This is a genomic window from Coprococcus sp. TM115-187 (genome assembly GCF_027679115.1).
GTDB lineage: Bacteria > Bacillota > Clostridia > Lachnospirales > Lachnospiraceae > Allocoprococcus > Allocoprococcus comes.
In genome coordinates this window covers 159,647-178,710 of record NZ_JAQEKS010000003.1, presented here as the reverse complement: position 1 = coordinate 178,710, position 19,064 = coordinate 159,647, and the positions used below count along the sequence as shown (strand labels likewise).

Here is a 19,064-nt window from a genome sequence, read left to right as displayed (position 1 = left end):
TCACCTCCCGTTGCCCGGTGGTTTGAGCTGCTCCCGGTAGCAGAACACGCAGCCAATCCCACGCCAGTAAGGGCAGCCGTCACAACGGGAGCCCTTCGGCGGCAGGCTTGGCGGCACACCCTTAAAGTAGCTTTTTTCTTTCATAAATCCCTCATAGGGGTTGTTGGTAAATCTCATTCATTATCCTCGCTTTCGGTATCGTCCTCGTCCCAAGGCGGCCCATCGTCCTCGGAATCGTCATAATCAGCCAGTTCCTCGCTGTAATCCTCTTCGGGTACAGCAGCTTTTTCATGCTTCGGGCGGTAAATTTTGAAGTACCAGCCTGCACCGCTGCCCAGAACAGCCACAGCCAAAATCAGCAGAAGCGTCCCGGTATTACTTTTCTGCTGGGGCTCGGGTTCCGGCTCCTCCGCAGGTTCCGTCACCGGAGCGGGTTCGGGAGCTGTGCCAGCACACTCGGTCATGTTGACCGCGCAGACCTCGCAATCCGTATGGATGGCTCCGGGCGCACATTTTTCTGTGCAGGAGCAGGCCGGAAGTTCTCCGCCAGCGGCCTCCAGTGCTGCCAGCAGATCGGCTTCATCCACCATGTTCAAAAAGTAGGTGTGATACTGTTCGCCGTCCTCGTCCACAGGCTTGTCATAGTCAATGACAATGTAAAAGGTGTTGCCGCCGCTGGTTTCCACCGTGATGAACTGTTTGTTGGTTGCAGCATCGTAGAGCAGATCGCGGGTCACAAGGTTTCCATCCTCCGAAAAGCCCTCGCCCGGGGTAATGGTAGGCGCTGGCTCCGGGGCCGGAGTTTCTTCCACAACAGGCGGTTCCTCATTCCCGCCGTCCGAATAGGCATAGGCCGGGATTGCAAAGCCGCATAAAAGAACGGCGGAGCAAAGCCCCGCCGCCAACATACGAAAGTGTTTCATATTCAGTTTTCCTCCTTTTCTTCTTCGGACTTCGGGACACTTTGTCCCAAAGTACCTCCGTCCTTCAGCTTTTCAAACAGCAGCGGGAGCTCCGTAAGGGAAATGCTCATACCGCGCACAATGTCCACGATTTCGCTGTTTTCCGCCTCCAGCTTTTTCTGCTCCAGCTCCTTGAGCCGGGCCTGCTGTTCACTGATTTTGGCCTTGACCTTATCAATCTCGGCCTGAATTTTCATGCTTTTGGTAGTTGCCATTTCAAAACCTCCTGTCACGGTAAACGCCCGTAGGCGTAAAAATGAGATTGCCAGTAGCTTGTATTCAAATTTGCGTAGCCGATGGGATCTCCGCAATGCAGCATTTTTCCATCACCGACATAAATCCCGCAATGGCTCACGCCCGGCGTGTCATAGGTGCCTTTGAAGAACACCAGATCACCGGGTTTGGGAGAACTGGTCGGCGTACAGATGTTATAGAGCCCCTGGGCTCCCAGCCTGCCCACATTCCAGCCGGAGTGATTGATGACCCACGAAACGTAGCCCGAGCAATCAAAGGAAGTGGCGGGAGAACTGCCGCCCCACACATAGGGATAGCCGATGTATTTCTGCGCTTCGGCAAGCATCGCGGCAAAGGTTTCATCGTCCAGATATTCTCCGGGCACTTCGTAATCACCGGGTTTCCCGGTAATGTACTTGTTCACATAGGGAGAATCCGGGAACAGATCGGGGCGGTTTCCCAGCGTTGCCATATAGATGGCATACCGTGAAAGCTGCTCCTCGCCCATGACATATACGGGCACATGGGATAAATCAAAGTTCTCCAGCGTGACCGTACAGATGTAATAGTCGTAAGGCACCTGATAGGTGTCCGTATGGGAGTTGCCATCCTCGTCCGTCCATGTGTCGGTTTCCGTGCGATACCGGGTTTCCACCACTACATCCTCCGTGAGAATGTACTGGCGGTCAAACAGCATTTGCAGCGTTCCCTGTACTTCGTCTATTGTCCATTGCCCCTCATGGAGCGCACACAAAAGAGAAAGCAGCACATAGGGGTCATGTTCGATTTCGTCCAGATCGAAGTGGTATTCGTCATAGTCATGGGTGCTTTCATAGGTGTCCAGATAATGCTGCAAATCATCTTCCAGCGCACAGTAGGCAGCTTCGGCGGCCAGCATATCCCGATCCTCGCAAGGATAGGTGCTGGCCCCTAATGCACCGGCCCCGGCGTTCCCCAGCATAAGCATGGTAGAGGAACAGGACTGCATAGCAAACAGGAGTAACACACAGAGCACCGCAACCACGGCACCTGCGGGATGACTTTTGACAAATTCCACTGCCCGGGCGGTCAGGCGTTCTGTGGCTGTGGCAGTTTTCCCAGCCGCAGCCGCGCCCTGCTTTGCAGCCTCCTTTGCCTGCTTGCGGTATTGCCTGCGGAGCCGTTGCTTCTGCCAGTAGCGGGTAAGGGCATTTTTCGTCAGCTCCGGGTGCTCCTGTGCGGCGGTGTGAAAATGGTAGTCCGCCGTGTACTTGGTATAGCGGGCCTCGGCCTTGCGTACCACTTTTGCCGGATGTTCCCGGACTTTACGGCGCACAAAGCGGGAGCCATGCCGCAGTGCGGTTTCTCCCACAAGCTCAGAACGGTGTGCGCCTTCTGTGCCGACATTTTCCTGTTCCACTTCAAAAATCTTGCCATGCACGAAGCTGTGAACGGAACCACTGGCAACACGGCCTATGCGTTTTACCGGGCCGGGCTTTTTCGGCGGCTTTTGTTTTGCCAGCTTCTCCCGGGCCTGTTCCAGTTTTTCGCCTTGGGACTCCATACGGAGCTTTGCTGCCGCAGCCTGTTCTTGCTGGCTCTTTTTGCGGAACTTGGACTTTGGGACACTTTGTCCCGAAGTGTCGGAAGCCTCCGACCCGGACTGCTCCTCGTCAGGGGCGTGGGCGGTCTGCGACCAAGCCTCCTCCTTGGCCTTATTCGTTTTTCGTTTCATTCTTCATATCCTCCGGGCGGGTAGTCAGCAGGTCATAGATTTCTCCGCGAGGGAACCGATCCACAAACGGGATGGTCACATTTCCATAGAACAACAGCCCCTCGCCGGAATTGCTGTGTGTGATATAGGAAAGCTGGTGCTCGGAAATACCGAGCTGTTTTGCCAGAATGGTACGGTCACTCTGCGCCTGCGAAAGCAGAATCATAAAATCCGTGTTGTCCAGAATGTTCTCGATTTCACGGCTTGCCAAAAGGTCTTTGACGTTCTGCGTCAAAGCAGACGGCACACATCCTTTTTTACGCAGCATTTTCCAGACCGCCACAAAGTAGCTGGCTGTCAGTGGATCACGGAGCAGAATGTGAAACTCGTCAAAGTAGCACCAAGTTGCCGCACCCTCGTGGAAGTTCTGATCCACCGCCTGCGAAACAAACTCATTTGTGATGTGCATTGCAATCTTTCTAAGGTTTTCGCCCATGTTTTTCAGAACGATGCACACCACACGGCTGTCCGTCTTGACGTTGGTAGGATGGTTAAAGAGATTGAGGGAGCCTGTGCAATAAAGCTCTAAGGCAGTTGCCACGCGCCGGGCCTCGGGCTCCGGCTGGCGTAAAAGCTCCTCATATAAATCCTGCAACAGCGGTGTTTTTGCGGTTTCCAATCCGAGCGCCTGCTCCCGGTACACCAAACGCACGCAGCGGTCAACGACCGTCTTTTCAATGGGCTGCAAGCCTTCCTTGCCGCCGACCACCAGCTCGCACAGGGATAAAAGAAAATCCGCCTTCATGGAAAGCGGGCTTTCTCCGGCAGCCATATTGAGCTCCACATCCATCGGATTGAGGTGGTGCGGGCTGTCCGGGGCAATCTCGATCACCTGACCGCCCAGCCTTCGCACCAGCGGCGCATATTCGCCCATCGGGTCAACCACAATGATCCGATCCTGCGGGATGGTGAGAAACACATTCAAAAGCTCGCGCTTTGCGGCAAAGCTCTTGCCGGAGCCCGTAGAACCCAAATACATCCCGTTTGCCGACTTCAGCTTTTTGCGGTCAGCCATGATGACATTGTGGGAAAGTGCGTTCATGCCATAGTAGAGGGCCTGCCCCGCCATGCGGAGCTCCCTTGTCATAAAAGGAATAAAGATGGCTGTGGAGCTGGTGGTCATACCGCGCTGGATTTCTACCTCGTTGTAACCAAGGGCCAACGAGGAAACAAAGCCCTGTTCCTGTTGCCAGTCCAGACGGCGCAGAGCGCAGTTGTATTTCTGCGCGATACCGCCCACGGTAAACACATCGTTTTCCAGCCGCTGGCGGTTAGGAGCAAGGTTTACCACCGTAAAGGTCAGCAGAAACATTCGCTCATTGCGGGATTGCAAATCAGTCAGAAGCTCCGCCGCGTCCTTGCTGAATGTAATCAGGTCAGGGGGAAGAATATCCGGGTCATAGCCGGAGCGCACAGCCTTTCTCTGTTCCTCCACCTTCATTTTTCCGATGTCCGAGATTTTCCCCTTGATGGTCTTAATTGCCTTGAGCTGATCCACGGTCTGAATGTGCATGGTCACGGTCATTTCAGCATCCAGCTCCAAGATTTCCGCCAGCAGCTTATCCGAAAGCTCCGATGCCATAATCTGCAAATAGGACACCGCACCCCAATGCTGGCCGATGCGGAATGTGCGGGACTGGCGGAAGTCGAGACTGTCCGGGGCAATAAAGTCTTTTGTGCCAAGCCCGGTCTGTGGGATGTCTTTCCACGAAAAGCGGAACGCCTCACGGCTCCCCGGATGCATCTGGCTATGAAGTAGCGCAAGGCGGGCCCGCCCGTCCATAGGCTCCGAGGGAACGCCCAGCCGCTTAAAGTTTCCCATGACATCAGCCTCCACACGCTCCAGACGGGGCCGTGCCTCCGCAATCCCCTCGGCGGGTATGCCAAAGGTGATGTATTTTGAGCGTTCAATGCCGTTATTGCTTTTGGCAATCTGATTTTTCAGCATCCCGGTAAACTCGTCCCGGACGCTGTTATAGTTGTCATCCGCTTTCGGGATATTGACCTGATAGCGGCTGCGGGAATGAGAACGGCGGTTGATAAAGGAAAGCTGGAACGGCAGCGAACTGTCAAAGTAGTTGAGGAATGAGCTCCATCCGCTGAATATGGCGGTCTGATCCTCGGTGGATGCCACGGAGTAATTGATGTCCTCATATTCCACGGTTTTTGTATAGAGCCCGCCCGGGAGCTTGCACACACCGTCCGGGTGCATGGACAGATACGGGATTGTCTGCTGAGCAGACAGGGTCGCCCGGCCTTTACCCTTGGCGGCGGCTCCGTTTTTCTTCTTTGTGTTTTTCAATCACATCCTCCTTTCCAGCGCCCGGCCCGGCAAAGGGCGCATAAATGTTTTCGGTTCGGTAGGCCCTGATCCCCGGCCTTAGAAACTTGGCCCGGATGATGTTTCGCACAACCTTTTCAAAGGGCAAGCCGTCCCTTTCATACATCGCCAGCAGGAACGCCGGGAGCATAATTCCCAGCATGAGAAACATCGCCCCGGTATTGCCGAGGGTGCCACGGGTCAGCAGATAGGCCGGAATCCCCACCGCGCCCGCGCTGCCGAAGCAGACAAGCTGGCGTTTGGTGAGGTTGAAAGCCATCTTTGTTTTGATTTTGGATAAATCGTTTGGTACGTTTACATAGGGCATAGATCACACTCCTTTCTGCACTTCGGGACAATGTGTCCCAAAGTCCGGGATGGTTGGTGTTACTTCATTCCCCCATACAGCCCAACCGGGCGGGGTCTGCCTGGCAAAGAGCTCCACGCGGGGCAGATCGCCCATCAGGGAAATAATTTTGTCGCGGGCCTCGTCCGGCTTTTTGCTGTGGGCCTCAATCGGGGAAACGATAAATTGATGGATGTTGGCAGCCTGCCGCTTCGGGTGGCCCTTGGTTGCCAGCAGGCAAATTTCTGCATTGCCTCTTGTCCAGAAGCCAAGGCCGTAAAACCAGCTATCCGCCTTCTTGTTCTTTTTCAGCCAGACGAAAGCAACGGATTTATAGGTGAAGCCCCAAGCCTCGATCAGCCGGAGCGCCTCCGGGAGCTGCGGGAAAGTAGCCCATAAAAAGAGTGCGCTGTCCGGGGCTGCAAGATCAGCCACAGGCAACGCACATAACTCCTCAATGCTCATAGTGGGATAATGGTTTTCCGCCGCGCCCTGTACTTTCTTAGCCGAGTAGCGCCAAGGGGGATCGGCGTAAATGATAGAATACTGCTGGATAATTACACTCCTTTCTCGCCAGAACTTTTTACTGCCTGCGCCGCACGAATACGCTCACTGGCTGCGGCATAAAAGGCCGGGGCCGTTTCAAAGCATACAAAGCGACGTTCTGTGTTGATAGCTGCAATCGCGGTTGTGCCGGAGCCCGCGCAAATGTCCGCGACCAATTCGCCGGGGCGGGTATAGGTGCGGATCAAATACTCACAAAGCTCCACGGGCTTCTGTGTGGGATGGATGCCGCCGGACACCGTAGGCACAAAAAGCACATTTCCGGGATAGCGACGGCCATCGTTGGACTCGGAGCCCTGCCGTTCAAATTTCCCATAGTTGGAGCTTGTACCGCTTCGGGAATGAACACGGGTATAAGGCTTGCCATAAGTAAACTGCGGATTGTAGACCGGGGACTTCTGGTAAAACACTAAGATATTCTCGGACTTTTTCAGTGGAGCCCGGTTTGCATTGAGAAAGCCCGTTCCGCGCTCTTTGTACCAAATCCACTCATAGCGGAGCATGGCGAGGTTAGATGCGCCCAGCACCTTGTCAAAGGGGCACTGTGCGAAAAACAGCACTGCGCCATTCGGCTTGACCGCCCATTTCACCGCCTCCCACAGCTCCGGGAGCGGCAGGGGCACATCCCAATAATTCCGGGTTGTGCCGTAAGGCGGATCAGTCAACAGCATATCCACGCTATGTTTGGGCAGGGAGCGCAGGCCCTCGATGCCGTCCATGAGAAACAAGCCCTCCTTCGGGACACTTTGTCCCAAAGTGCGGCTATCGGTCATTACGGGCCTCCTTTGCCTTGGCAGGCGCAGGCCGGGCAGCGTTTTCTTTTCCCGCTTGCTTTGCAGCCCCGGCCATCTGCTCCTTGATCGGGGCAGGCCGTACCGCCTGGGCCCGTGCAACAAGCTGTTCCACCGCCGCATGATACGCCTCCACACCAGCCGCATTGATCCGTTCCTGTGTGGCTCGGTCAGGAATCCGAACCGTAGCCCGGTATCCCGTCCGGCTGGCAGGATCAGGTTTAGAGGGAGCGCCGAGGAAAATCCCATTTTTCCCGTCCACAACCTTAAAATCGTCGATGACCACACCGCCAAAATTGACGCTGGCGAAGCCGATCAGTTTTCCCTGCGGCTCAATCGGGCGGACAGATACCGTGATCGGAACAACCGCCTCCTGCCAGACAGCATCTGTCCGCATTTTTACTGCCTCATCAATGCTAACGCCCTTGACTTCTGCAAGCTCCGCGATGGGAGCATCAAACAGCCAGCGCCGTTCCTCCGCAGCAATCTGCTCCGGGGTCAGCAATACATCGTCTTTCTTACTCAGATAAAATTCCTCCTTTCCGCTTGCCGGAGCAGGCTGGGCGGGGTCGTCCATCAACTCTTTTCTTTGCAGGACGGCCTCTGTTTCCGCCATAAAGCGGTAAGCGTCTGCCTCAGTAAACTCCTCCGGCGTTTTTCCATTCCATAAGCGCGTTCCGTCTGCCCCGTATCTTCTCGGCATAAGCACCACCTCCTGTTAATGAGCGCCAAAGATACGCTGGGCAATACTCCCGGTCTTAAAGAGCATGAAGCAAAGCAGAACCGTGTAGCCCACAGTTCCCCAAATCGCCCCAATGGGATCGTCGCCTGTTGCGATGCCTTGAATGAGCACTGCGTAAATTGCAACACATACAAGGATCAGCAGCCCTTGAAAGCCCACGGCAAACAGGGACTTGATGTAGTTCTGCCCGGCGCCGCCAAGCTCCCGGTTGGAAAGCGTAGCAACGGGGATGGGGGCCAGGCTGGTCAGCAGATAGATTTCCAGCATCCTGCCATACACCAAAACGAAAATGATAATTCCCATTGCCTTCATCGTGAAGCCAATGAGCGCAGACTGCAGCCACAGCCCCAAAAGCGGCCCCAAGTCCATCGCCTCCAGCGAGGTTTCCAGTTCAGCAAGCATATCCGCCGAAACATCGGTAGAGCCTTGAATGAGCCCGCCTGCCTGCGCGATGACGCTCTGCGAGACATCGAACACGGCCATGACGATATTGAATGTGTTTGACAGGATCAGGATTGCACAGGCTGTTTTGAACATCCATTTATAGAGGTTCGCAACGTCAACCTCGTGCATATTGTTCTTTTCCAAAAGCATCTGTATGAGCTCATAAGTGGCAACAAAGGTCAGCACCATTCCGGCAATCGGCAGGATCACCGTTTCGGAAAGCTGTCGGATCAGGGAGAAAACCCCGGCGTGCCACGCCGCCGGGGTAGTCCCTACCTGTGCCGCAATCTCTCCGACTTGGGTATTGACGGTATCAAAAAGCCCTTCGAGGTTTCCCATGATCCCGCCAATCAGAAGCTCTTTGAGCCAGTTTGTGAGCCAGTCGGTGAGAAAATCCATAAGCGCCTACCTTAAAACAGGCCAGACAGCAGAGGGATCAGTGTGGTGCCAATGACGATGATGCCGCCGCCCGCCATGAGCTGCTTCATGCCCTGGGACTTGGAGCCCGGGTTATCCGAGCCGTAGCCCTCCAGCAGATTAACCACGCCCCACACGCCAAGGCCAGCACCGAGAGCAATAACGAGGGTCTGTAAAGTGTCGATTGCAGATGAGAAAAATGCCATATAAACCTCCATTTCTCCGGGATTTTCCCGGTAACAAAAAAGCCGCCCTTGCAGGCGGCAGGTTACAAACTTCGGGACACTTTGTCTCGAAGCGTTTATGCAAAGGCGTCTGGATCGTCGATGTCATCATAGTTGAGGATGTCCTCGTCCTCTTCCGTGAGTGCATCGTCCGGCACAGCCACCTCATACATCGTACACACCTCGTTCAGACCGGGCCGCCTGCGGCGGTTAATGAGCCTGTCGAGGTCAAAAGCGTTTTTCTGTTTATCGGCCTCCGCTGTATAACGGTAGTTCGGATGCCGTTTCAGATCATACTTGGGAGAGAAGAACGGGGGCAGGCCCCGAAGCTGCAAAATACATTTATCTCCCGGCATGGTTGCAAGTTCGGCTGGGGTCATCAGTTCCCGGCCCAGCCGCTGGGTATTTTGACTGTAGCTTTCCGACTGACCACGGGAGCGGCTGTCAGTCTGCATACTGATTGTGGCTTTTCCCAGCCAGTTCTCGGATATTTCCTTGATGGTGCTGGCTTCGCGACCACCGAGGAACACCACGCTGTCCATGTTGCCGAGGATTGTCTCGGCGTGTTTATCGTAAATGGCCTTGCACTGTGCCAACTGTTGATACAGCAGGCAAAGACTCACCTCGCGGGAGCGGATAACCGCGACCAGCTTTTCGAGCTGGGGCACCTGTCCCGTGTTGGCTGCCTCGTCCCACAGCACTCGTACATGGTGCGGCAGGCGGCCACCGTGAACATTGTCCGCCCGTTCACACAGGAGGTTGAACATCTGCGAAAAAGCAAGCGCCACTAAAAAGTTGTAGGTCTGCGTGGTATCGGAAATGATGAAGAATACCGCTGTTTTCCGATCTCCGATGCGGTCAAGCTCCAATTCGTCATAGGCCATGACTTCACGAAGCTGCGGGATGTCAAAGGGAGCCAGCCGCGCACCGCAGGAAATTAAAATGCTTTTTGCCGTCTTGCCGCTGGCCAATTTGTACTTTTTATACTGTTTGACCGCGAAGCAATCCGGCTTGCGCTTTTCGAGACCGGCAAACATATAGTCCACCGCGTTCATAAAATCCTCGTCATCCTCCTTGACCTCCATGCCGGAAATCATATCCACAAGGGTATTCATGTTCCGATCCTCGGCAGGCCCCTCGAAAATGATGTAGGCGATCAGAGCACAGTACAAAAGCGTTTCCGATTTCGTCCAGAATGGATCTCCTTCCTTGCCTTCGCCCTTGGTGTTGGAAATCAGGGCATCCACGAATTTCAGAATATCGGCCTCGTTGCGGATATACGCCAGCGGGTTATAGTGCATGGATTTTGAAAAATCTATGCTGTTGAATACCTTGATTTTGTACCCGCGTTTTTGCAGGAAAGCCCCGACCTGTCCCAGCACACCACCTTTGGGATCGACCACCACATAAGAGGAATGGGCCTGTAAAAGCTGGGGCGTAAGCCAGAAGCGGGTTTTGCCGGAGCCGGATGAGCCGATAATACAGCAATTCAGGTTTCGGGCATTTGCGGGGATTTTAGGGCGGGTGTTCATCGTGAGAAACTCCGTCCCGGTCAAAATCACGTTGTTTTCAAACCTTGGATCAACAAACGGTTTGATGTCTTTTTCCGTTCCCCAGCGGGCGCTTCCGTATTCTGCATCCCGCCGAAACTTCTTAGCGTTCTTGCTTTTGAAATAGATCAGCAGCCGGAAACCAACTGCGCCTACAATACCAACAAGCCAATCCAGCGGGGCAAGACCGGGTGCAAAGTCAGCAAAGGCCGGGCCAATCGTCTGGCCCAGTCCGATGAGCTTATGTGCAAAATCGTTACCCGCCGCCAGCCGGTAGGCCGTTCCCAGCTTGAGGAACGCCCACAGGATGAACAGATAGGGAATGTTCGGAATGAGATATTTTCTGATCTTATCTGTCCTCATGGGCCACCTCCTTTGCACGTTCTTTCTGCTTCGGCTTTTCTTTGGAAAGCTGATCCACCGCCTGTTGCAGTTGTTCCCGGATGGGAACACGGTTCGATTTTGCTTTGCTTAACACCTTCCGGGAATACTCAGAAAAGCAGGCGGTCATTGCGTCTGCCTGTCCAGCCTTGAAAAACAGCAGGTATTTGTCCGGCCCGGTTTTATAGAACGCATAGTCTACATTCCATTTCCGGGCCACGCGGTCAAAGGACTTGGCATCCCCGGATAGCTCAATGCTGTTTGTGGCTGTGCCGTGGGCCATGAGCTTTCGCACACTTTGTTTGCCGTGCGGCACTTGCCGTCCACGGTATGCCTTACGGATCTTCCGGCCCACCATGCCCAGCACATACGCCAGTCCCCGCGCCGTCAGCTTGGTTGTTTTTACGGATATGGCTATCGTGCGCCGGGAAATATCTTCATCAATCAGTTACACCGCCTCCTTCCTTGGGACAATTTGTCTCGAAGTGCCATCACCGATCCCCACGGTCTTTTTTCTGCATTTGACGGTAGCCCTCCAAAGAAGACCCGTCTATGATTTCCTGATAAGCGGCCATTTGCTCCCGGATAGAGAGCTTCGGGAAAGAGAATACCTTATGCTCCTTGGGAATATCCTGCAAGCCGTGATACACTTCCACGAAATGATCGCTTTCTTTGACAACATAGCCGCCCGGGGCAAAATGGCCGTTTTCGTGGATGCAGGCATCCCGGCCATACGCCTCATAATCGAAATACGGTTTTACCTGATCCGGCACATCCAACATTTCCAGATCGTCCACATAAATACGCCCCAGCGTTTCCTCATCGGATACGCCGGGGTAAAAGCCGTAACAGTCCAGATTTTGTGTCAGATTGATGATGTCCCGCACCGAAGAACAGTGATCACCGCTGTCGAGGACGGCCTCCAGTGTTTCCAGCTCCGATGAGGTAAGCTCGGAAAGCAGGCAGGCCAGATGATTAAGCTCGTCCAGATTTTCATACTCGCTCAAATGGTCATAGAGCCCCAGCACATCCCCATCGAAAGAGGTAATAAAAATTTCCTGATAGCGGACGCCATCCACGCCGATCCGTTTTAAGAGAGCCTCCACATCCTGGGCGGTTGTGGGAAATTTCAGTGTTTCACCCACAAGCTGGCCCTCGCTGTACTTTCCGGCGTTGGTAACGTAGGCTTCAAACAGGGTCGCCATCAGCGACGGCCCTGCCCCTTGACGGTCAGGATACCCTCAAGGGTTGTTGCCGTAATTCCCAGCCGCTGGGCCACGGCAATATCATTTTTCATGGATTCGGTCATACTGTGCCCGCAGACAACCAGCACATGAGAACGGCGGAGCAGGTCACGGCTCATGTCGATGCCGCTTTTATGCTCCTCGGGAACAGCATCGTTGAGAAACAGGGGCAAGTACAAAGGCGGACAAATAGGAGAAAAGCCTGCCTCATACACGGTGCGGCAATACTGCGCCGCCAGTTCTGCGTTTTCGCTATCGCCGCCGAGCCATGCAGCGGTGATATAAGCAAGGGGTCGTTTCATCGTTCATACCTCCGATATTTTAATAAGAAAGTTCAACCCAAACCCCACGCCCTTTCCCAGTCTTGGGAAAGGGGGCGGCTCTGAAGGATATACCCCCGCCGCTTGCCGGGGAAATAGCACAGCCGGGGCAGACCGTCAAGGGCGAGCCGCCGAAAACGGCGGTGCGCTGCACCCTTGACGGCCCACTCCCGGCTGTACTAAAAAACAGGCGGCGACGGGGGATATATACCACCAGAGCCTCTGCGCGAGGGCGGGGCCCTCGGGACAAAGTGTCTCGAAGTTGTTACTTGTCAAGTTCCTGCTTTTTCGGGGCTTTTGCCAGCTCCGGCGGCTGTTTTTCTTTCCAGTCATCCAGCAGGGACATAATCTGTTCTTTCATTTTGGCGGGAGTGACCTCCTTGCCAAAATACTTTTCCAGTTCCGCAGTAGAAATAATCACGCCTCGATCCTCCTTTTTCTGTTCTGATAAGATACCGTCAATGACATCGCCGTTAAGCTTGCCTTCCTTATCCAGCTCCCGGAGCCGTTTAGCCTGGGCCAGCGAGGGCGAAGCCTGCTCCCCGTCAATGGAAACAGCAATAAGCCTCTGATTTTTCGGTTTGATGTAGGAAAGCTCCACGGCAGGCATGAAGCCCATCTTTTTATCGTCTACCTTATCCAGAAGCTCCGGCACAAGGGAGTTGAGCCGCAAGTAGCGCATGACCTTTTTATAGTTCATTTCATGCGCCTCGCCTACAATCTCAACTGAGCGTTTCCCGACATCGCCTTCCGCAACACCTTTCAGCCGCCCGCCCTGATGCTTGATGTCCTCAACCTCGAGTTCCAGCAGCGCGGCCAATTCGCTGGGGAGCATCCCGTCACGTTGCTTGTTGCTGTCCTTCATGGCCTGAACCGCTTCGTGGTCGGTCATTTCACGGACGATAAAGGGCATTTCATCCAACCCGGCCAGCTCGCTACCGTGGGTGCGGCGATGGCCCGCTACAATTTCGTAGCCGTTTCCGTCTTTCTCCGGGCGGGCAAGACCGGGAACCATTACACCGTTTACGCGGATAGAAGCAACGATTTCCTGCATCTTTGCATCGTCCCGTACCTTAAAGGGGTGCGGACGGAATGTGTGAAACGGATGAACCTCGGAAAGTTTCAGATAAACCAGCTTGCCTTCCTCAACCGGGCGGGGAGGTGTGGTCGGCTCGGGAGCCGTCTGTTCCACAGCAGCTTCCTTCGGTGCCGTATCCTGTGTGGACTTTACGGGCTCCTTGGCATCCGGGGCCTTTCCGTCACTTCGGGACACTTTGTCTCGTTTGGACGGCTTGGGCTTGTCAGGGGCCGCCTTATCCGCCTTGGGTGGGCGGCCCTTGCGGGCCCCAGCCGATTTCTCCGCTTTATGATTTTCAGTCGCAGCCTTTTCCGCTTTCGGCGGACGGCCACGGCGCGGCTTTTTCGGTTCCTCCGTATTGGCGGGCTGCGGTGTTTCTCCGGGGGCTGCCGCCTCTGGCGTTTCGGGGGTTTCCGCCTTTTCGACTTCGGCGCGGGCGTTCTGCCTCTTTTCCGCCATAAGCTCATTGATTTTGTCAAAGGACACAACCACATCGCCGGGCTCAGGTATGGCAGGCCCGGTCTGTTCCTGCTGGGGTTCAGATGCTGCGGCCTGTTCGGGTGTGGAGATAGGCTCGGCGGCCTCCGGGGAAATATTCTCCGCAAGGCCAGTATTCAGTTTTTCATCGGCCATTTACGATCCTCCTTTTCGTTAAAGTTGCACAAATTTGAGCGCTAAAATTTTGTAGTTATTTTTGTGCCTCCTTTCCGTCTATCCACGCAAAAAAGCCGCCCGTTTTTCATGCCGGACGGCTTTTTGCGTAATGTGATAGATCAAATATTATTTTTTCTGGTTTGTAGGCTCCGAAAAGCCTTGTATTTACAGTGTTCCTAATAGGAAGTAATCATATGCTTGGTGATATTGCTATTAATAATGGTTTTGCAAATAGTAAAGCATTTGCAAAAGCATTTAAAAAGAAAAATGATATTCTTCCAAGTGAATATAGAAAAAGAATGAAGCAATAGATCAACGGGCCTTACAAAATTTTTTTGTGAGACCCGTTGAATTGTCAAATGCGGAAATGTGCATAAAAAAGATTGTGTAAATCAAAAAAAATATACAATTAGATGGTTTTATAAAAATAAAAGCAATACAAAAAATCAAAAATGCACTAAAAATATATCAAAAAAACCAGAAAATAGTAGAAAATGACAAGAATGTGACATTGTGAGGTTAAGATAGTGGTAGAAACAAGATATGAAGATTGTTATAATTCAAAATAACAAGAAACAAACTCATATGAGTAGGAGGAAAGAAAATGAAAAAGAGATTAGCGAGAATTCTTGCTGTGACATTAGGCGCAGCAACCTTGCTCACAGGTTGTGGGGGCAACAGTGGGCAGAAAACATCTGATAGTTCCAAGAAATCGGATGATCAGAAGATTACAGAAGACGTTACAAAGACGGAAGGTGAAATCGAGGTTTGGACAAATCTGAGTCAGGAAGAGATGAACTTTTATGTTGAAGAGTTCAACAAAATTGTTCCTGGTGTGAAGGTAAAAGTAACAGTTATGCCATCCAAAGAGTACAGAACAAAACTTCAGAATGCATTCCGTACAGGAACAAATGCACCAGACGTGGCAACATTTGAGATTTCGGATCTTGGTGTATATAAAGAAACAGATATGCTTGAGAATTTAAGCCAAGAAAAATATGGTGCAGAAGATATTTCAAAAGATATGATTCCATATGTAGATGAGCTTTCAAGAGATAAGGAAGGTGATATCAGAGGTCTTTCATGGCAGTCAACACCAGGAGGATTCTGGTATAAGAAAGCTCTTGCTAAAGAATATCTTGGAACAGATGATCCGGATGAATTAGCTGCAATGTTATCTGACTGGGATAAAATCGTAGAAGTAGGAAAACAGGTTTACGAAAAATCCGATGGAAAGATCGCATTATTAGATGATGTTGAATCGGTATTACAGCTGTATGCTTCTTACAAAGGTCAGCCATGGGTAGATGATAACAACCATATTATCAGTGACGACTATATGCTTGAAATGTACAAAATGATGGAAACAGTTGTTTCAAACAAAGTAGATGCAGAAGCAGATATGTGGTCAGCAGGATGGACATCAGGAATGTACTCAAAAGATATGTTTATTCTTACATGCTTACCGACATGGGGACTTAATTTCTGTATTAAACCAGGAATTCCGGATGATGAAATGGACAAGGCAGCTAACACATGGGGATACATGCAGGCACCAATTCCTTATCAGAATGGTGGTACATGGTATGGAATGTACTCAAAATCTAAAAATAAAGATGCAGCATGGGCATGGATTAAAACTATGACATCTAATGTAGATTATCTTGTAAATGGACTTGCTAATACATGGGGAGATTTCCCGGGATATATTCCGGCAATCGAAAAATGTATCGAAGAAGGTCATACAGATATTGTAACTGGCGATCAGCAGTATTTCGCAGACTTCTATGAAACAGCGAAAGAAGTTAAAGGTGATCCAATGACAAAATATGACCGTCAGGCTTGGACAAGTGCAGGCGCACAGATGGATCTTATTGCGACAGGACAGATTACACCGGAAGAGGCAGTACAAGGATTCAAAGAAGATATGAAGAATATTTATCCGGAAATCGAAATTGATTAGTCCATAAAATGAGTATGGATGTCAGATAAAGGAAGCTGCTTCAGTGAAGTACTCGGAGGAGTACCTTCCCTGGAGCAGCTTTTTAAATAGAAAAGGAGGGCTACAAAAAGTGGCTGCAGTAAGCGGAAAGCGGAAAAGAAACAAAATAAATAAAGATAATGCAGGATATTTTTTTATTGCACCATATTTTATCGTTTTTTTAACATTTACCTTATATCCAATTTTATATACATTTAAGTTAAGTTTTATGTCCTGGGATGGATTTGGGGAACAGCAGTTTATAGGATTGGCGAATTATCAGAGGTTACTTCAGGATCAAATGTTTATAAAATCTATCGGAAACACAATTTTTATTGCACTTTTAGCAATGATTCCACAGATGGTATTTGGTTTGGTGCTTGCGTTTTTACTGAATCAGAAGAAATTACGTGGAAGTAATTTCTTTAAAACAGTATTCTATTTTCCGAATCTTGTAACAGCTGTTTCACTTGGTGTACTTTTTAGCTTGTTATTCGATTGGAAAGCAGGTAGTGTGAATCAGGTTCTGATGACATTACATATTATTAAGGATCCGATTAACTGGAAGGGAAGCCCTTTACTGTCACAGCTCATTGTTGCATTGGTGTTATTTTGGCAGTATTTTGGATATTATACCATTATTTTTACAGCGGGTATTCGAGGAATTCCATATGAACTTTTTGAAGCTGCTGAAGTGGATGGAGCTTCAAAAGTACAGACATTTTTTAAGATTGTACTACCGCTTATGCGTCCAATCATGACGTTTGCATTTGTTACATCAATTATTGGTGGTCTTCAGATTTTCGATTTACCGTATACTTTTGGTGGTGCAATGGGAGGAACAAAAGCTTCATTATTAACCATGGTAATGTATATGTATAATATCGCATTTACAAATTTAGATTATGGATATGGTGCAGCAATTTCATATGGATTATTTGTAATTATTATTGTATTTTCAATTATTTTCATGAAATATACAACAGGAAAGAAGGAGCAGTATTAAATGAGTATGCAAAGTAAAAAAGAAGGTCATGGTAAACTTTATCGCACCTTAACGTACATATTTTTAATTTTTCTTGCCATTATCAGTATAGTACCATTTTATAATATGATTATTGGATGTACTCATGATAATGCCGCTTTAGCAACCAGTTTTCAGATGATTCCAGGAAAACATTTGCTCGATAATTATCATCGGCTTCAAGATAATGTAAATATTTGGAGAGGTCTTGCAAACAGTGTTGTTATCTCCGTGATATATACGGCAATTTCTACTTATATTGGAGCACTTACCGCCTATGGTTTTGCAAAATACAAATTCAAAGGGAATAAAGTTTTATTCTGGATCGTCCTTGCAACAATGATGCTTCCTGGACAGCTCGGAATTATTGGTTACTTCCAGGAAATGAATAATTTGAGATTGTTAGATAATTACATTGCTATTTTAATGCCGAGTTTTGCCACACCAGTTATGGTATATTGGATTCGCCAGTATATTGATGCATATGTTCCAAATGAATTGCTTGAAAGTGCACGTATTGATGGTTGCAATGAGTTTAAAATATTTAATAAAATTATTTTCCCAGTAATTATTCCGGGAGTAGCTACACAGGCTATTTTTACATTTGTTGGTTGTTGGAACTCTTATGTACAGCCATCTATATTGCTGTTCTCACAAGAAAAGTTTACATTACCGATTCTGGTACAGCAGATGCAGGGAGTATACAAAACAGATTATGGAGTAGTATATCTTGGCGTTACACTTTCAGTAGTGCCGATATTGCTTTTGTTTATGTTCTGCTCAAAGAAAATTTTGGAAAGTTCAATGTCAGGTGCAGTAAAGGGATAGGATATGGAATATAATTTTGATGAAATCATTGACAGACGCCATACAAACAGTGCAAAATTTGATGAAATGGATGCATTATTTGGAAGTGATGTCATGCATCTTGGTGTGGCAGATATGGATTATCGTTCCCCGGAACCTATTTTAAATGCGATGCAGAAAATTGTAAAAAAAGGTGTATTTGGGTATACGATTTTACCGGACAATTATCAAGATTTGGTATGTCAGTGGATGCTACGCAGATATCATGAAAAAATAGATCCAGAATGGGTTGTTTTTTCACCGCGGATCAATATGGCTCTGAATATGGTGGTAGAGACATTTACCAATCCTGGAGATGGAATCGTACTGCATACACCGGCATACACTGCCTTGCAAAATGCAATTGAAAAATATGATCGGAAGATGATTGAAAGCTCATTAGTATTAGAAAATGGAAGATATCGAATGGATTTTAAACAGTTAAGAGAAGCATTGGACGATAATCTGAAAAAAGGAATCCATACAAGTCTTATGTTGCTGTGCAATCCACATAATCCAACCGGGCGTGTATGGAACAAAGGAGAGCTTGATGAAATTGCATCAATCTGTAAGGATTATAATTTAATGTTGGTAGCTGATGAGATTCATGCAGATTTTTTAAAGAAAGGCAAAGAATTTGTTTCTACGTTAAAGATAAGAACAGAATTGAAAGAACGATTGATCGTATGCAATTCGATTACAAAAACCTTTAATGTACCGGGAGTAATTTTATCGAATATGATTATTCCGGATACAAGAATCCGCGAAAAAGTAAAAGAAACAATTGACCGATGGGGGCTTCATAATCCGAATATTTTTGCTGCGGGCATTATGGAAGCAGCTTATACAGAATGCGATGACTGGCTGGAACAGGTAAACTTTTATCTGGAAGGAAATTATAATTTTCTTGCTAAGTATTTGCAAAAACATATGCCAGAATTTGAAGTAATTCCTTCAGAAGGGACGTACATGGCATGGATTAAAACGAGTAAATTAGGAATCAGTCCAAAAGCTTTAGAGCAATTCTTCATTGAAAAAGCTAAAGTATCAGTATATATGGGTGATCGGTATGGAAAGCATACCGAGGAATTTATTCGTGTGAATATTGCAACTTCCAGAGAGTATCTGGAGAAAGCTTTGCACAGAGTGAAAGCTCATTATGATGAAATTGTGCAAGGAAGATAATGTT

Annotated in this window: 20 protein-coding genes and 1 pseudogene; 5 read left to right on the top strand and 16 right to left on the bottom strand. The window is 49.6% G+C overall.

The window, feature by feature from the left end:
- From PGW42_RS03950 to PGW42_RS03875, 16 genes are all read right to left on the bottom strand, one after another.
- Window positions 1-177 (bottom strand): hypothetical protein, encoded by a 177-nt coding sequence (locus PGW42_RS03950; RefSeq protein ID WP_014080211.1) that lies wholly within the window; start codon window positions 175-177, stop codon window positions 1-3.
- Window positions 174-923 carry a DUF4366 domain-containing protein gene (locus PGW42_RS03945; RefSeq protein ID WP_270203033.1) on the bottom strand — a complete coding sequence of 250 codons (750 nt, stop codon included), beginning with the start codon at window positions 921-923 and terminating at the stop codon, window positions 174-176. The genes PGW42_RS03950 and PGW42_RS03945 overlap by 4 nt, the downstream gene beginning before the upstream one ends.
- A gap of 2 nt (window positions 924-925) precedes the next feature.
- The gene (locus tag PGW42_RS03940) at window positions 926-1,177 is read right to left on the bottom strand and encodes a DUF4315 family protein (RefSeq protein WP_015563850.1); all 252 of its coding nucleotides are present in this window, start codon (window positions 1,175-1,177) and stop codon (window positions 926-928) included.
- A 14-nt stretch (window positions 1,178-1,191) separates the two neighbouring features.
- Entirely contained in the window at window positions 1,192-2,910 is a 1,719-nt protein-coding gene (locus tag PGW42_RS03935; protein ID WP_270203032.1) for a C40 family peptidase, read from the bottom strand.
- Window positions 2,891-5,251 (bottom strand): VirB4-like conjugal transfer ATPase, CD1110 family, encoded by a 2,361-nt coding sequence (locus PGW42_RS03930; RefSeq protein WP_330676982.1) that lies wholly within the window; start codon window positions 5,249-5,251, stop codon window positions 2,891-2,893. Before PGW42_RS03930 ends, PGW42_RS03935 begins: the two co-directional genes overlap by 20 nt.
- Window positions 5,208-5,597, bottom strand: a complete 390-nt coding sequence (locus tag PGW42_RS03925) for a PrgI family protein (protein WP_270203031.1) — start codon at window positions 5,595-5,597, stop codon at window positions 5,208-5,210. The genes PGW42_RS03930 and PGW42_RS03925 overlap by 44 nt, the downstream gene beginning before the upstream one ends.
- 3 nt (window positions 5,598-5,600) lie before the next feature.
- Window positions 5,601-6,170, bottom strand: coding sequence for an MT-A70 family methyltransferase (locus PGW42_RS03920; RefSeq protein ID WP_330419065.1), 570 nt, complete (start codon window positions 6,168-6,170; stop codon window positions 5,601-5,603).
- Window positions 6,171-6,172: 2 nt separating this feature from the next.
- The gene (locus PGW42_RS03915) at window positions 6,173-6,952 is read right to left on the bottom strand and encodes a DNA-methyltransferase (RefSeq protein ID WP_021738873.1); all 780 of its coding nucleotides are present in this window, start codon (window positions 6,950-6,952) and stop codon (window positions 6,173-6,175) included.
- Window positions 6,942-7,673, bottom strand: coding sequence for a septation protein SpoVG family protein (locus tag PGW42_RS03910; RefSeq protein WP_270203030.1), 732 nt, complete (start codon window positions 7,671-7,673; stop codon window positions 6,942-6,944). Before PGW42_RS03910 ends, PGW42_RS03915 begins: the two co-directional genes overlap by 11 nt.
- Window positions 7,674-7,688: 15 nt before the next feature.
- Window positions 7,689-8,555, bottom strand: a complete 867-nt coding sequence (locus PGW42_RS03905; RefSeq protein ID WP_270203029.1) for a VirB6/TrbL-like conjugal transfer protein, CD1112 family — start codon at window positions 8,553-8,555, stop codon at window positions 7,689-7,691.
- Between the two features lie 11 nt (window positions 8,556-8,566).
- Window positions 8,567-8,779, bottom strand: coding sequence for a Maff2 family mobile element protein (locus tag PGW42_RS03900; protein ID WP_044963257.1), 213 nt, complete (start codon window positions 8,777-8,779; stop codon window positions 8,567-8,569).
- Window positions 8,780-8,874: 95 nt separating this feature from the next.
- Window positions 8,875-10,710, bottom strand: coding sequence for a VirD4-like conjugal transfer protein, CD1115 family (locus PGW42_RS03895; RefSeq protein ID WP_270203028.1), 1,836 nt, complete (start codon window positions 10,708-10,710; stop codon window positions 8,875-8,877).
- The gene (locus tag PGW42_RS03890; RefSeq protein ID WP_330676985.1) at window positions 10,697-11,104 is read right to left on the bottom strand and encodes a PcfB family protein; all 408 of its coding nucleotides are present in this window, start codon (window positions 11,102-11,104) and stop codon (window positions 10,697-10,699) included. Before PGW42_RS03890 ends, PGW42_RS03895 begins: the two co-directional genes overlap by 14 nt.
- 115 nt (window positions 11,105-11,219) lie before the next feature.
- On the bottom strand, window positions 11,220-11,933 hold the full coding sequence (locus PGW42_RS03885; protein ID WP_257319247.1) for an antirestriction protein ArdA: 714 nt from the start codon (window positions 11,931-11,933) through the stop codon (window positions 11,220-11,222).
- Entirely contained in the window at window positions 11,933-12,274 is a 342-nt protein-coding gene (locus tag PGW42_RS03880) for a DUF7768 domain-containing protein (RefSeq protein WP_118533151.1), read from the bottom strand. The genes PGW42_RS03885 and PGW42_RS03880 overlap by 1 nt, the downstream gene beginning before the upstream one ends.
- A gap of 283 nt (window positions 12,275-12,557) precedes the next feature.
- Window positions 12,558-14,003 (bottom strand): ParB/RepB/Spo0J family partition protein, encoded by a 1,446-nt coding sequence (locus tag PGW42_RS03875; RefSeq protein ID WP_270203027.1) that lies wholly within the window; start codon window positions 14,001-14,003, stop codon window positions 12,558-12,560.
- A gap of 215 nt (window positions 14,004-14,218) precedes the next feature.
- On the opposite strand from PGW42_RS03875, the pseudogene PGW42_RS16225 reads away from it, so the two are divergent.
- The 5 genes and pseudogenes from PGW42_RS16225 to PGW42_RS03855 form a co-directional block, all read left to right on the top strand.
- Window positions 14,219-14,335: pseudogene (locus tag PGW42_RS16225) on the top strand (AraC family transcriptional regulator); the annotation flags it as partial.
- Between the two features lie 293 nt (window positions 14,336-14,628).
- The gene (locus PGW42_RS03870) at window positions 14,629-15,987 is read left to right on the top strand and encodes an ABC transporter substrate-binding protein (protein ID WP_195255909.1); all 1,359 of its coding nucleotides are present in this window, start codon (window positions 14,629-14,631) and stop codon (window positions 15,985-15,987) included.
- A 109-nt stretch (window positions 15,988-16,096) separates the two neighbouring features.
- On the top strand, window positions 16,097-17,011 hold the full coding sequence (locus PGW42_RS03865; RefSeq protein ID WP_055155464.1) for a carbohydrate ABC transporter permease: 915 nt from the start codon (window positions 16,097-16,099) through the stop codon (window positions 17,009-17,011).
- Window positions 17,012-17,857, top strand: coding sequence for a carbohydrate ABC transporter permease (locus PGW42_RS03860; RefSeq protein WP_055155463.1), 846 nt, complete (start codon window positions 17,012-17,014; stop codon window positions 17,855-17,857).
- 3 nt (window positions 17,858-17,860) lie between these two features.
- Window positions 17,861-19,060: a MalY/PatB family protein gene (locus tag PGW42_RS03855; RefSeq protein WP_270203026.1), complete on the top strand. Its 1,200-nt coding sequence runs from the start codon at window positions 17,861-17,863 to the stop codon at window positions 19,058-19,060.
- Window positions 19,061-19,064 lie beyond the last annotated feature (4 nt).